The 12,253-nt window shown below is 72.7% G+C and carries 12 protein-coding genes and 1 tRNA gene; 10 read left to right on the plus strand and 3 right to left on the minus strand.

The genetic code is table 11. The features are described 5' to 3' along the window. Positions 1-27: 27 nt before the first annotated feature. The 3 genes from G6N37_RS17945 (at position 28) to G6N37_RS17955 (ending at position 3,136) form a co-directional block, all read left to right on the plus strand. Positions 28-122 (plus strand) — tRNA-Sec (locus G6N37_RS17945). Positions 123-140: 18 nt separating this feature from the next. Then, a complete protein-coding gene (gene selA, locus G6N37_RS17950; RefSeq protein ID WP_163682426.1) occupies positions 141-1,445 on the plus strand; it encodes an L-seryl-tRNA(Sec) selenium transferase in 1,305 nt (434 codons plus the stop codon). Beyond that, on the plus strand, positions 1,433-3,136 hold the full coding sequence (locus G6N37_RS17955; RefSeq protein ID WP_163682427.1) for a selenocysteine-specific translation elongation factor: 1,704 nt from the start codon (positions 1,433-1,435) through the stop codon (positions 3,134-3,136). The genes selA and G6N37_RS17955 overlap by 13 nt, the downstream gene beginning before the upstream one ends. On the opposite strand, the gene G6N37_RS17960 is transcribed toward G6N37_RS17955, so the two are convergent. Further along, the gene (locus G6N37_RS17960; protein WP_163682429.1) at positions 3,137-3,601 is read right to left on the minus strand and encodes a GatB/YqeY domain-containing protein; all 465 of its coding nucleotides are present in this window, start codon (positions 3,599-3,601) and stop codon (positions 3,137-3,139) included. Between G6N37_RS17960 and G6N37_RS17965 the strand changes: the two genes are divergently transcribed. Genes G6N37_RS17965 through G6N37_RS17985 form a run of 5 tightly spaced genes read left to right on the plus strand, consistent with a single transcriptional unit; the run spans position 3,600 to position 9,079 of the window. Then, positions 3,600-4,943, plus strand: coding sequence for a hypothetical protein (locus G6N37_RS17965; protein WP_308205473.1), 1,344 nt, complete (start codon positions 3,600-3,602; stop codon positions 4,941-4,943). The genes G6N37_RS17960 and G6N37_RS17965 overlap by 2 nt on opposite strands. A gap of 14 nt (positions 4,944-4,957) precedes the next feature. Continuing rightward, entirely contained in the window at positions 4,958-5,611 is a 654-nt protein-coding gene (locus tag G6N37_RS17970; RefSeq protein WP_163682433.1) for a DUF4129 domain-containing protein, read from the plus strand. Next, positions 5,611-6,777, plus strand: a complete 1,167-nt coding sequence (locus tag G6N37_RS17975) for a DUF4350 domain-containing protein (RefSeq protein ID WP_163682434.1) — start codon at positions 5,611-5,613, stop codon at positions 6,775-6,777. Before G6N37_RS17970 ends, G6N37_RS17975 begins: the two co-directional genes overlap by 1 nt. Beyond that, a complete protein-coding gene (locus G6N37_RS17980; protein WP_163682436.1) occupies positions 6,774-7,757 on the plus strand; it encodes an AAA family ATPase in 984 nt (327 codons plus the stop codon). The genes G6N37_RS17975 and G6N37_RS17980 overlap by 4 nt, the downstream gene beginning before the upstream one ends. Continuing rightward, positions 7,757-9,079, plus strand: a complete 1,323-nt coding sequence (locus G6N37_RS17985) for a DUF58 domain-containing protein (RefSeq protein WP_163682438.1) — start codon at positions 7,757-7,759, stop codon at positions 9,077-9,079. Before G6N37_RS17980 ends, G6N37_RS17985 begins: the two co-directional genes overlap by 1 nt. Positions 9,080-9,083: 4 nt before the next feature. Here the strand turns inward: G6N37_RS17985 and G6N37_RS17990 are convergent, their stop codons facing one another. Next, entirely contained in the window at positions 9,084-10,076 is a 993-nt protein-coding gene (locus tag G6N37_RS17990) for a stage II sporulation protein M (protein ID WP_163682441.1), read from the minus strand. Between the two features lie 36 nt (positions 10,077-10,112). Here G6N37_RS17990 and G6N37_RS17995 point away from each other — a divergent pair, with 36 nt between their 5' ends. Next, the gene (locus tag G6N37_RS17995) at positions 10,113-10,991 is read left to right on the plus strand and encodes an RDD family protein (RefSeq protein ID WP_163682443.1); all 879 of its coding nucleotides are present in this window, start codon (positions 10,113-10,115) and stop codon (positions 10,989-10,991) included. A gap of 7 nt (positions 10,992-10,998) precedes the next feature. On the opposite strand, the gene G6N37_RS18000 is transcribed toward G6N37_RS17995, so the two are convergent. Then, the gene (locus tag G6N37_RS18000) at positions 10,999-11,400 is read right to left on the minus strand and encodes a hypothetical protein (protein ID WP_163682445.1); all 402 of its coding nucleotides are present in this window, start codon (positions 11,398-11,400) and stop codon (positions 10,999-11,001) included. A 133-nt stretch (positions 11,401-11,533) separates the two neighbouring features. Between G6N37_RS18000 and G6N37_RS18005 the strand changes: the two genes are divergently transcribed. Next, a complete protein-coding gene (locus G6N37_RS18005; RefSeq protein WP_163682447.1) occupies positions 11,534-12,253 on the plus strand; it encodes a PadR family transcriptional regulator in 720 nt (239 codons plus the stop codon).

A 12,253-nucleotide genomic window follows, 5' to 3' on the forward strand; every position in this document is an offset into this window, starting at 1 on the left:
ATGTCCATAATTGACCCCATGGTCCAGGGAGGCGTGCCCGGTCTGGTGACCGGCGCGGTCTTCAAAACCGTCGAACGGCAGACGCTGCCGCTGGCGGGTTCGATTCCCGTCCGCCTCCGCCATACTTCCTCGGGCCCGACATGAGCGACCCGCGCCGGAGGGTGCCCGGCACCGACACGCTGCTGGCCGATCCGCGCCTGGCCGAAGCCCAGCGGGTGCTGGGCCGCGCGCTGGTGAAGTCCGTGATCGCCGACGCGCAGCAGCGGGCGCGCGCCGGGGAGATCGATCCCGAACGCGTCGCCGAGCACGCCGTGGCCGCGCTGCCCGGCACCGCGTCGAGCCTGCGGCCCGTGATCAACGCCACCGGCGTGGTGGTGCACACCAACCTGGGCCGGGCACCCCTGTCGCGGGCCGCCGTGGACGCGGTGGTCGCCGCGGCCGGCACCACGGACGTCGAGCTGGACCTGGCGACGGGCCGCCGCGGGCGCCGCGGCCGGGGCGCGCTGGCCGCGCTGGCCCGCGCCGTGCCCACCGCCGCCGGGGTGCACGTGGTCAACAACAACGCCGCCGCGCTGCTGCTGACGGCCCTCACGCTGGCCGGGGGCGTGTCGGGGGGCAAGGAGATCGTGCTCAGCCGCGGCGAGCTGGTCGAGATCGGCGACGGGTTCCGCATCCCCGAGCTGCTGGCGTCGACGGGATCGCGGCTGCGCGAGGTCGGCACCACCAATCGCACCAGCCTGCGCGACTACGCCGAGGCGATCGGGCCGGACACCGGTTTCGTGCTGAAGGTTCACCCGTCGAACTTCCACGTCACGGGGTTCACCTCGGCGGTCGGCGTGGCGGAGCTGGCGACGCTCTCGCGCGAACACAACGTGCCGCTGGTGGTCGACATCGGCTCCGGGCTGCTCTCCCCGCACCCGCTGCTGCCCGACGAGCCGGACGCCACGTCGACCCTGCGCGACGGCGCGAACCTGGTCACCGCGAGCGGCGACAAGCTGCTCGGCGGCCCCCAGGCCGGCCTGCTGCTGGGCGACGCCGAGCTGACCGAGCGGCTGCGGCGCCACCCGGCGGCGCGCGCGCTGCGGGTGGACAAACTCACCCTCGCCGCTCTGGAAGCGACCCTGACCGGCCCGCCGACCCCGGTGGCCGAGGCGCTGGCCGCCGACGTGGCACAGCTGCGGGCCCGCGCCGAGTCGCTCGCCGCCGCGCTGCCCGGCGCGCATGTGGTGGATTGCGTCGCGGCCGTCGGGGGCGGCGGGGCGCCCGACGTCGCGCTGCCCAGCGCCGCCGTGAGCCTGCCCGAGTCCTACGCCGCCGCGCTGCGCGCCGCCAACCCGCCGGTCGTCGGCCGCCTCGAGGCGGGCCGGTGCCTGCTCGACCTGCGCACGGTGGCGCCCGAGGACGACGCGCTGCTGGCCGCGGCGGTGCGGGCGTGTTCGTCATAGCCACGGCCGGGCACGTCGACCACGGCAAGTCCACCCTGTTGCACCGGCTCACCGGGATGTGGCCGGACCGGCTGGCCGAGGAAAAGCGCCGGGGGCTGACCATCGACCTGGGCTTCGCGTGGACCGAGCTCGGGGGCCGTCAGCTGGCGTTCATCGACGTGCCGGGGCACGAGCGCTTCGTGGCCAACATGCTGGCCGGGGTGGGCGCCGTCCCGGCGGTGCTGTTCGTCGTCGCCGCCACCGAGGGCTGGATGCCGCAGTCGGAAGAGCACCTCGCGGCGCTGGACGCGCTCGGGGTCCGCCACGGGCTGGTGGTGATCAGCAAGGCCGACCTCGCCGATCCCGGCCCGGCGACCGAGCAGGCGCGCGAACGGTTCGCCGCCACCTCGCTCGCCGGGATTCCCGTCGCGGTCGGCGCCGACCTGGAGCGGGTGCGCTCGGAACTGCTGGCGCTGACCGACCGGCTCCCGGTTGCGGACCCCGACGCCGACGTGCGGCTGTGGGTCGACCGGAGCTTCACCGTCCGGGGTGCGGGCACGGTGGTGACCGGCACCCTGGCGGCCGGGACGATCCGGGTGGGCGACGAGCTGGAACACGCCGGCCGGCGCGTCACGGTGCGCGGGTTGCAGTCGCTGGGCCGCGACCGGTCGGCGGTCGGCCCGGTCGCGCGCGTCGCGCTCAACCTGCGCGGGGTGGAGCGCCGGGACATCGGCCGCGGCGACACCGTTCGGACGCCGGGCGTGTGGATGGACACCGCGGAGATCGACGTCGCCCTGCGGTCGGCGGAGGCGCTGCACCGCCGGCTGATGCTGCACGTCGGGTCCGCGGCCGTGCCGGTGCAGGTGCGTCAGCTGGGCGAGGCGGCGGCCCGGCTGCGGCTGGCGCGGCCCCTGCCGCTGCGGGTTTCGGACGTCGGATTGCTGCGTGACCCCGGCGAGCACCGGATCGCCGCGGGGGTCGAAGTGCTCGACGTCCGGCCGCCGGCGCTGCGCCGCCGGGGCGCCGCGCGGGACCGTGCCGCGGAGCTCGCCACCGGCCGCGTCCGCCCGCCGGACTGCGCCCGCGCGGCCGAGCTGCGGGCGATGGGCCTGCCGCTTTCCGGCCTTCGGGTGGGCGAGTGGCTGGTGGACCCGCGGTGGTGGGCCGGGCGGCGCAAGTGCGCGACCGCGGCGGTGCGGCGCTGGGCGGACGACCACGAGATCGCGGCCGGGATGCCGCTGGAGACGCTGCGGCAGCGGGCCGGGCTGCCGTCCGCCGAGCTGCTGCCGGCCCTGCTCGAGGGCACCGGCCTGCAGGTGGCCGACGGGTTGGTCCGCGCGCCGGGTGCGGGCCTGCCGGCGCGTGTCGACAAAGCGGTGCGCACCGTCGAGGAGTGGCTGGCCGCCGAGCCCTTCCGGGCGCCGGAGGCCGACGAACTGGCCGAGCTCAAGCTCGGGCCCCGGGAGCTGGCCGCGGCGGTGCGCGCCGGGCGGCTGACCCGGATCGCAGACGGCGTCGTCCTGGGCTCCGGCGCGCTGGACCGGGCGGCCGGCATCCTCGCGGCGCTGCCACAGCCGTTCACGGTCAGCGACGCGCGCCGCGCGCTGGCCACCACCCGGCGGGTCGCGGTGCCGCTGCTCGAGCAGCTCGACGCCCGGCGGGTCACCAGGCGGTCCCCGGACGGCACCCGGGTAGTGGTCTCGCCCGGCTAGCTACAGGCGCTCCTTGACCGCCGCCGACAACCGGGCGCCGTCGGCCTTGCCTGCCGCGATCGCGGTGGCCGCCTTCATCACCATCCCCATCTGCTTCATGCCCGGGCGCTCGCCGATCTCCTCGGCGACCTGGGCGATGGCGGTGTCGGCGACGTCGGCCAGTTCGGCCTCGGTGAGTGGCGTCGGCAAATACTCGTCGATGATCCGCGCCTCGGCGTGCTCGTTGGCGGCGAGCTCCCCGCGGCCGTTCTGCGTGTAGATCTCCGCCGACTCGGCCCGCTTGCGGGCTTCCCTGGCCAGCACCTTGATCACCTCGTCGTCGGAGAGTTCTTTGGCCTGTTTGCCGGAAACCTCCTCGGTTTGGATCGCGGCGAGCAGGAGGCGCAAGGTCGCCGTGCGCAGCTTGTCCTTGCTCTTCATCGCTTCGGTCAGGTCGGCCCGCAGCCGGGATTTGAGTTCCGCCATGCCCGGAACGCTACGCGCCGCCCGCCCGGCCATGATTGAGAATTGCCCGGACCACCGACAGGATGGAACCCATGACGATCGACGGTCCCGCTCACCAACGCCGCGGAACACGTTGAGCGCGCCGCCGCCTGGCTATCCGGTTGGCCCGCCGCCGGGTTACGGCCCACCGGGTTACGGCCCACCGGGTTACGGCCCCCCACCGGGTTATGGCCCGCCGCCCGGGTACGGGCCGCCGCCCGGCTACGGCCCGCCGCCCGGGTACGGCCCGCCGCCCGGGTACGGGCCGCCGCCCGGGTACCGCCCGCCGATGGGGTACGGCGCTCCGCCCGGATACGGCTCACCCGCGGGATACGGCCCCCCGCAACTGGTCCCGGGAGCGATCAAGCCCGGCATCATCCCCCTGCGGCCGCTGACGCTGGGCGACATCTTCAACGGCGCGGTCGGCTACGTGCGGGCCAATCCGAAGGCAACGCTGGGGTTGACGGCCATCGTGGTGGTGTTCATCCAGATCGTCACGAAGGTCGCCGTCTTCGGACCCCTGGCGGCCTACGGCAGGTTGAGCACCGATCACGCCAAGGAGCTGAGCACCGGGGTCATCGGCGCCTGGTTCACGTCGATGGGCGCCGGGGTCGTGGTCGCCTGGCTCGGCGGCATGCTGCTCTCCGGGATGCTCACCGTGATCGTCGGGCGGGCGGTGTTCGGCTCGCCGATCACGATCGGGGAGACGTGGACCAAGATCCGCGGGCGCCTGGTGCCCTTGCTCGGTCTCGCCTTGCTGGAAGGCGCCGCGCTAGCGGTGATCGCGGGGCTGGTGGCGGTGATCGTCGCGGTGTTGGCGGCGATCGGCAGCGCCGCGGTGGCGGTCGTCCTCGGCCTGCCGCTGGCGCTGGCCGTGATCGCGTTGCTGGTGTACCTGTACACCGTGGTGTTGTTCGCGCCCGTGCTGATCGTCTTGGAGCGGCTGCCCGTCCTGAACGCCGTCACCCGATCGTTCGCCCTGGTCCGCAACGGCTTCTGGCGCGTGCTGGGCATCCGGCTGCTCACGCTGCTGGTGACATCGGTCGTCGCGGGTGCGGTCGCGGTGCCGTTCAACATCGTCAGCCAGTTCTTCATGATCAACACGTCCACCTCGGGTTTCCTGATCAGCACCGCGGTCGCGTCGGTGGGGGCCGCGATCGGCGAGATCATCACCGCGCCGTTCAACGCCGGAGTCATCGCGCTGCTCTACACCGACCGCCGAATGCGGGCCGAGGCGTTCGATCTGGTGTTGCAGACCGGCGCCGCGGGCGGGCCGTCCGCGGGCGCCTCCACCGATAACCTCTGGCTGACACAGCCGGTCTGAGGACGAGTGAGACAGTGCCCTCCATCGACATCGACCGCGATGCCGCGCACCAGGCCGCCCAGGTCGAGCTCGACAAACCGATCTACTCCAAGGGCTCGGCCGGTGAACAGATCGCCGAGTGGATCAACGAGATGATCTACCGGCTGCTGCAGAAGACCGCCTCGCTGCCCGGCGGATGGCTCACGGCGACGGTGCTTTTCATCATGCTCGGGATCGCGCTGGCGGCCGCCATCCACATCGCGCGGCGCACCATGCGCACCAACCGCGGCGGCGACTACCAGTTGTTCGAAGCCGCGCAGCTTACCGCGGCCCAGCACCGCGCGACCGCCGAAAATTTTGCGGCACAAGGTGACTGGGCCGCGGCGATTCGCCACCGGCTGCGGGCCGTCGCCCGCCAGCTCGAGGAGACCGGCGTACTGAACCCGGCGCCCGGGCGCACCGCCAACGAGCTGGCAGCCGACGCCGGCACCGCATTACCCCATCTCAGCGGCGAATTATCGCGAGCGGCAACGGCTTTCAATGACGTCACCTACGGTGAGCAACCCGGGACGCAGAGCGCATACCGGATGATCGCCGACCTCGACGACCACCTGCGGTCCCGCTCGGGGGCCGTCACCGCCGGGCCGGGACAACCCGCGGCGTCCGACTCGTGGGCGCAGGTGCGGTGATGGCGACCATCGGACGCCGGCAACCCGCCGATACGGCGGTGCGGCGCCGGCGATCCTGGCCCTGGGTGATCCTGGCCCTGGTCGTGCTCACCGTCATCGCGTGTGTCGATGCCTACCTGACGGCGCCGCGGCCGGGCGCGCGCATGGATCCGGCGTCCACGGGTCCCGACGGGACCCATGCGCTGGTGGCGCTGCTGCGCGACGGCGGCGTCGACGTCGTGGTCGCCGACGGCATCGCCGGGGTCGAGCGGGCGGCGCGTCCCGACGCGCTGATCCTGGTGGCGCAGAGCCAATACCTGACCGCGCCGCTGCTGGACCGGCTGGCGAAGGCGCCGGGCGATCTGCTGCTGGTGGAACCGACGGCGCGCACCCGCGAGGCACTGATGCCCGGCGTGCGCGTCTCGGCGGCCGACACCTTCGACTCCGACCCCGATTGCACTCTGCGCGAGGCCACTCGGGCCGGGCCGGTGCGATTCGGCCCCAGCGACAGCTACCACGCCACCGATGGCCGGGCGATGACCCGTTGCTACGACGGCGCGCTGATCCGCTTCCGCGACGGCGGGCGGAGCGTCACGGCGGTCGGCAACACCGACTTCCTGACCAACGGCGCCCTGTTGCAGGCGGGCAACGCCGCCCTGGCGATGAACCTCGCGGGCGCCCGGCCCCGGCTCATCTGGTACGCACCCCACCGCATCGAGGGTGAATCGTCGCCCCCCGGTTCGATTTACGACCTGATCCCGCCCAACGTGCCGTGGATCGTCTGGCAGCTGTGCCTGGTCGTGCTGCTGGTCGCGCTCTGGCGGGGCCGGCGGCCCGGTCCGCTGGTCGCCGAGCAGCTGCCCGTCGTCGTGCGCGCGTCGGAAACCGTCGAGGGCCGGGGCCGGCTCTACCGTTCCCGCCGCGCGCGCGACCGTGCCGCCGCGGCGCTGCGCACCGCCACGCTGCAGCGGCTGCTGCCCCGGCTCGGCCTGAACACCGGGGCGTCCGCGCCGGCGATCGCGGCCGCGGTGGCCGGCCGGTGGGGGCACCACCCGCTTGCGGGGGACGGGGCCGACCCGGCATTCGTGTCCTACCAGCTGTTCGGCCCACCCCCGGCGACCGACCACGACCTGCTACAACTTGCCCGTGCGCTCGACGACATCGAAAGGCAGGTCACACGGACGTGACACAGTCGGATTCCAGCCCGCAGACCTCTCCCACCACTGAATCGGCGCGAGACGCGCTGCTGGCGCTGCGCGGCGAGCTCGCCAAGGCCGTCGTCGGGCAGGAGGGGGTGATCAGCGGGCTGGTGATCGCACTGCTGTGTCGCGGCCACGTGCTGTTGGAAGGCGTTCCGGGAGTGGCGAAGACGCTGCTGGTGCGGGCGCTGGCCGCCGCGCTGCGGCTGGAGTTCAAGCGGGTGCAGTTCACCCCGGACCTGATGCCCGGCGATGTCACGGGCTCGCTGGTGTACGACGCGCGCACCGCCGCGTTCACGTTCCGGCCCGGCCCGGTGTTCACCAATCTGCTGTTGGCCGACGAGATCAACCGGACCCCGCCCAAGACCCAGGCCGCGCTGCTCGAGGCGATGGAGGAGCGCCAGGTCAGCGTGGAAGGGGTGGCCCAGCCGCTGCCCGACCCCTTCATCGTCGCCGCGACCCAGAACCCCGTCGAATACGAGGGCACCTACCAGCTGCCCGAAGCGCAGCTGGACCGGTTCCTGCTCAAACTGAACGTGACTCTGCCGCCGCGGGATTCGGAGATCGCCATCCTCGGTCGGCACGCCCAGGGCTTCGATCCCCGCGACCTGTCGGCGATCAGACCGGTGGCCGGGCCCGCCGAACTCGCGGCCGGCCGCGACGCCGTGCGGCATGTGCTGGTCGCCGACGAGGTCCTGGGCTACATCGTCGACATCGTCGGCGCCACCCGCTCGTCGCCCGCACTGCAGCTGGGCGTCTCGCCGCGTGGGGCGACCGCGCTGCTGGCCACGGCCCGTTCCTGGGCCTGGTTGTCCGGCCGCAACTACGTCACCCCCGACGACGTGAAGGCCATGGCCCGCCCGACGCTGAGGCACCGGGTGATGCTGCGGCCCGAGGCCGAACTCGAAGGGGCCACCCCCGACGGCGTGCTCGACGGGATCCTGGCTTCGGTTCCGGTGCCCCGCTAGTGGTCCTGACCGGACGCACCGGGCTGGTCGCGCTGATCTGCGTCCTGCCCGTCGCGCTGTCCCCCTGGCCGGCAAGGACTTTCGGAGTCCTGCTGGTCACCCTCCTGGGTGTGGTGATCATGGACGTCGCGCTGGCGGCCAGCCCCCGCGGATTGCGTTACGTCCGTTCCCCGGATCGCTCCGCCCGGCTCGCGCAGCCGGTGGAGGTCGGGCTGCTGATCCACAACGACGGCCGGCGGCGGTTCCGCGGCCAGGTCCGCGACGCGTGGCCGCCCAGCGCGGGCGCGCGGCCCCGCATCCATCCCGTGGACATCCCCGCCGGCGGGCATCAGCACGTCCAGTCCCAGCTGCTGCCGGTCCGGCGCGGCGAGCAGCGCGCGGCGGTGGTCACCGCCCGATCCATCGGCCCGCTGGGGCTGGCGGGCCGGCAGGGGTCGCAAGCCGTGCCGGGCCTGCTTCGGGTGTTGCCGCCCTTCCTGTCCCGCAAGCACCTGCCGGCCCGGCTGGCCAAACTGCGCGAGATCGACGGGCTGCTGCCGACGCTGATCCGCGGCCAGGGAACCGAATTCGACTCGCTGCGCGAATATGTCGTCGGTGACGACGTGCGCTCGATCGACTGGCGCGCGACCGCACGCCGTGCCGACGTCGTCGTCCGCACCTGGCGGCCCGAACGCGACCGGCGCGTGGTGATCGTGCTCGACACGGGGCGCACCGCGGCGGGCCGGGTCGGCGTCGACCCGACCGCGTCCGATCCCGCGGGCTGGCCGCGGCTGGACTGGTCCATGGACGCCGCGCTGTTGCTGGCGGCGCTGGCGTCGCGGGCCGGTGACCACGTGGACTTCCTCGCCCATGACCGGGTCAGCCGGGCGGGCGTGTTCGGTGCGTCGCGCACCGAACTGCTCGCGCAGCTGGTCGACGCGATGGCCCCCCTGCAACCGGCGCTGCTCGAACCCGACTGGACCGCAATGGTTTCCGCGATCGCGCGGCGGGCCCGCCGACGGTCGCTGGTGGTGCTGCTGACCGACCTCAACGCGACGGCGCTCGACGAGGGGTTGCTGCCGGTGCTGCCGCAGTTGTCGGCGAAACATCACCTGATGGTGGCCGCGGTCGCCGACCCCCGGGTGGACCAGATGGCCGCGGGCCGTTCGGATCCGGCCGCCGTCTACGACGCGGCGGCCGCCGAACGGTCCCGCAACGACCGCCGCGCGATCGCCGCCCGGCTGCGCCGCGCCGGGGTGGAGGTCGTCGACGCCCCGCCCACCGAACTGGCGCCCGCCCTGGCCGACCGCTATCTGGCGATGAAGGCCACCGGCCGGCTCTGACCGCTCAGCCCGTGGGGACCACGTCGGGCGCGTCTTCGATGTCGCCGGTCTCGCCCGCCTTGGCCGCCCGACGGCCGAAATACACGATGTAGGACAGGAACGCGACCTCGGCGACGACGCCGATGCCGACCCGGACGACGGTCGGCAGCGGCGAGGGCGTCACCAACGCCTCGATCAACCCCGACACCAACAGCACCGCCACCAGTCCGATCGCGACCGATACGACGGCCCGGCCCTGTTCGGCGAGCGCTTGTCCGCGGGGCCGGTCGCCGGGTGCGATCACCGACCACCCCAGCCGCATTCCCGCCGCCCCAGCCAAGAAGACCGCCGTCAGCTCCAGCAGCCCGTGCGGAGCCAGCAGCCCGAGCAGCACACCGCCCCGGCCGGCCTGGAACATCAACCCGGAGACCAGCCCCAGATTGGCGGCGTTCTGAAACAGCACGATCGGGATCGGCAGTCCCAGCAGGACCGACATCGCGATGCACTGGGCCGCAACCCAGGAATTGTTCACCCAGATCTGCAGCGCGAACGCCGCGGCCGGATGCTCGCTGTAGTAGGCGGCGATGTCGTGGTTCACCAATTGTTCGATGTCGCTTGGTGTTCCGGCGGCCGACTGCACCTCGGGGTTGCCGGCCACCCACAACGCCATGACGACGACCACGGCGAAGAACGCCACCGCCGTGCCCACCCACCACCGCCACGAGCGGTACGCGACCACCGGGAAGGACACCGTCCAAAACCGGGCGAAGGTACTGCCCAACGGCGCGTGAGCGCCGGTCACCACGGAACGCGCCCGCGCGACCAGGCTGGAAAGCCGACCGATCAACACCGAATCCGAGGAGGCCGAACGCAGCGTCGAGAGGTGGGTGGACACCCGCTGGTACAGCTCGACGAGCTCGTCGACCTCGGCGCCGGTCAGCGAGCGACGCCGACCCACCAACCGGTCGAGGCGGTCCCAGGTACCGCGATGGGCCAGCACGAATGCGTCGACGTCCACCCTGCGCAGCCTAATCGCCCTGTACCGTTCGGTGTTATGTCGGAGGTGGTGACCGGCGACGCCGTCGTACTCGATGTGCAGATCGCCCAGTTGCCGGTGCGGGCCGTGAGCGCGCTGATCGATATCGCCGTGATCGTCGTGGGCTATGTGCTCGGCCTGATGTTGTGGGCCGCGACGCTGACCCAATACGACACCGCGCTGAGCACCGCCGTCCTGCTGATCTTCACGGTGGCGGTGATCGTCGGCTATCCAGTGATCCTCGAAACCGCGACCCGCGGTCGCTCGGTGGGCAAGATCGCGATGGGCCTGCGCGTGGTGTCCGACGACGGCGGCCCAGAACGCTTCCGGCAGGCCCTGTTTCGGGCGCTGGCATCGGTGGTGGAGATCTGGATGCTGTTCGGGAGTCCCGCCGTCATCGCCAGCATCCTGTCGCCGAAGGCCAAACGGATCGGTGACATCTTCGCCGGCACCGTCGTCATCAACGAGCGTGGACCGCGCCTGGGCCCCCCGCCGACGATGCCGCCGTCGCTGGCATGGTGGGCGTCGTCGCTGCAGCTGTCCGGCCTGACCCCGGGCCAGGCCGAGGTGGCGCGCCAATTCCTCTCGCGGGCAACGCAACTGGACCGCCAGTTACGCCAGCAAATGGCGTACCGCATCGCCGGTGACGTGGTGTCCCGCATCGCCCCGCCGCCCCCTCCCGGGGCCCCGCCGGAACTGGTGCTCGCCGCCGTGCTCGCCGAACGGCACCGCCGCGAGCTGGCCCGGCTTCGTCCCGCCATGCCACCGGCCGCCGGCGCGCCGTGGCCGACCTGGCCGGCCGCGCCGCAACAACAGCCGATCCCGTGGCCGGGCGCGGCATCGCCGCAGCAGGCCCCGCCCAACCCCGCGCCGGGCGGTTTCTCGCCACCCGGCTGACGGGCCGCTAACCGGAGACGCTCGCCGCCATGAGGGCGACGTCGGCGATCAACAGCGCCCAACCGCACAGCGGCACGGCGATACCGCCGCGGCGCTTCGCGGTGAAAAGCGAGATGACGATGACGACGACGGCGACCGCGGGTGCGCCGTAGAACGCGACCCCGAAATCGATCCCGCCGTGGCCCAGGTTGGGGCAGCTGCGGTCGGCGCAGCCGTCGGTACTCATCACCGCGCCCAGGGCAAAAAGCATGACGATGACGGCGGCGGGAACCGTGGCCAGCGCCAACCCCCAGTTGGCCCAGAGCCAGACATTGCGACTACCACTTCTGGGACCGCTGCCATCCTGCGCGAGGCCGGTCGCGGAGGAGGCCCCGCCGCGCACTGCCAGGTTGGAGTCATCGGCGTTCATCCCAGAGTTCCTACCCGCCGCCCGGGGGGCGCAAACCGGCCGCAGAATTGATCGTTGCATCGCGATAGTTTCCGATATATCGTGATACCTCGAAGCGCACGGTGCGCTTCCCCTTCAGACGTAAGGAACAGACATGAACAACCCCTTCACCCCCACCGGCGGCCCGTTCGCCGCCGGCCCCGGTTTCGGCTTCGGTCCCGACACCCATCGGCGCGCCCTGCACGGCGCCCGGCGGCGCGCCCGCCAGGAGTTCTTCGAGAACCTCCGCGAGCACGCTCCCGACCATGACGGCCCCATCGGTTTCGGCCCCGGTTTCGGCCCGGGCTTCGGTCCCGGTTTCGGTCCGGGCTTCGGTCCGGGCTTCGGTTTCGGGCCGGGCGGCCGGCGCGGCGGATGGCGTCGTGGCGGCCCCGGTCGCGGCAAGCGCGGTGACGTCCGCGCGGCCATCCTGGCGCTACTGGCGGAGCGGCCGATGCACGGATACGAGATGATCCAGCAGATCGCCGAACGCAGCAACGGAATCTGGAAGCCGAGCCCCGGTTCGGTCTACCCGACGCTGCAGCTGTTGACCGACGAGGGTCTGATCACCGCCAGCGAAAGCGAGGGCAGCAAGAAGCTCTTCGAGCTGACCGACGAGGGCCGCGCGGCGGCCGAAAAGGTCGAGACCCCGCCGTGGGACGAGATCGCCGAGGGTGCAGACCCCGGTCACATGAACCTGCGGGCGGCCATCGGCCAGCTGTTCGGTGCGGTCGCGCAGTCGGCGCACACCGCCACCGCCGACCAGCAGCAGCGCATCGTCGAAATCCTCAACAACGCGCGGCGCGAGGTCTACGGCATCCTCGGCGAGGACTGA

Source organism: Mycobacterium seoulense (genome assembly GCF_010731595.1).
Classification (GTDB): Bacteria; Actinomycetota; Actinomycetes; order Mycobacteriales; family Mycobacteriaceae; genus Mycobacterium; species Mycobacterium seoulense.

What these genes read in the sequence shown, in the direction of transcription:
- selA (WP_163682426.1), top strand. Translation starts at nt 141, where the DNA reads ATGAGCGACCCGCGCCGGAGGGTGCCCGGCACCGACACGCTGCTGGCC.
- G6N37_RS17965 (WP_308205473.1), top strand. Translation starts at nt 3,600, where the DNA reads ATGCCCGGAACGCTACGCGCCGCCCGCCCGGCCATGATTGAGAATTGC.
- G6N37_RS17960 (WP_163682429.1), bottom strand. Translation starts at nt 3,601, where the DNA reads ATGGCGGAACTCAAATCCCGGCTGCGGGCCGACCTGACCGAAGCGATG.
- G6N37_RS17975 (WP_163682434.1), top strand. Translation starts at nt 5,611, where the DNA reads ATGGCGACCATCGGACGCCGGCAACCCGCCGATACGGCGGTGCGGCGC.
- G6N37_RS17995 (WP_163682443.1), top strand. Translation starts at nt 10,113, where the DNA reads ATGTCGGAGGTGGTGACCGGCGACGCCGTCGTACTCGATGTGCAGATC.
- G6N37_RS18000 (WP_163682445.1), bottom strand. Translation starts at nt 11,400, where the DNA reads ATGAACGCCGATGACTCCAACCTGGCAGTGCGCGGCGGGGCCTCCTCC.
- G6N37_RS18005 (WP_163682447.1), top strand. Translation starts at nt 11,534, where the DNA reads ATGAACAACCCCTTCACCCCCACCGGCGGCCCGTTCGCCGCCGGCCCC.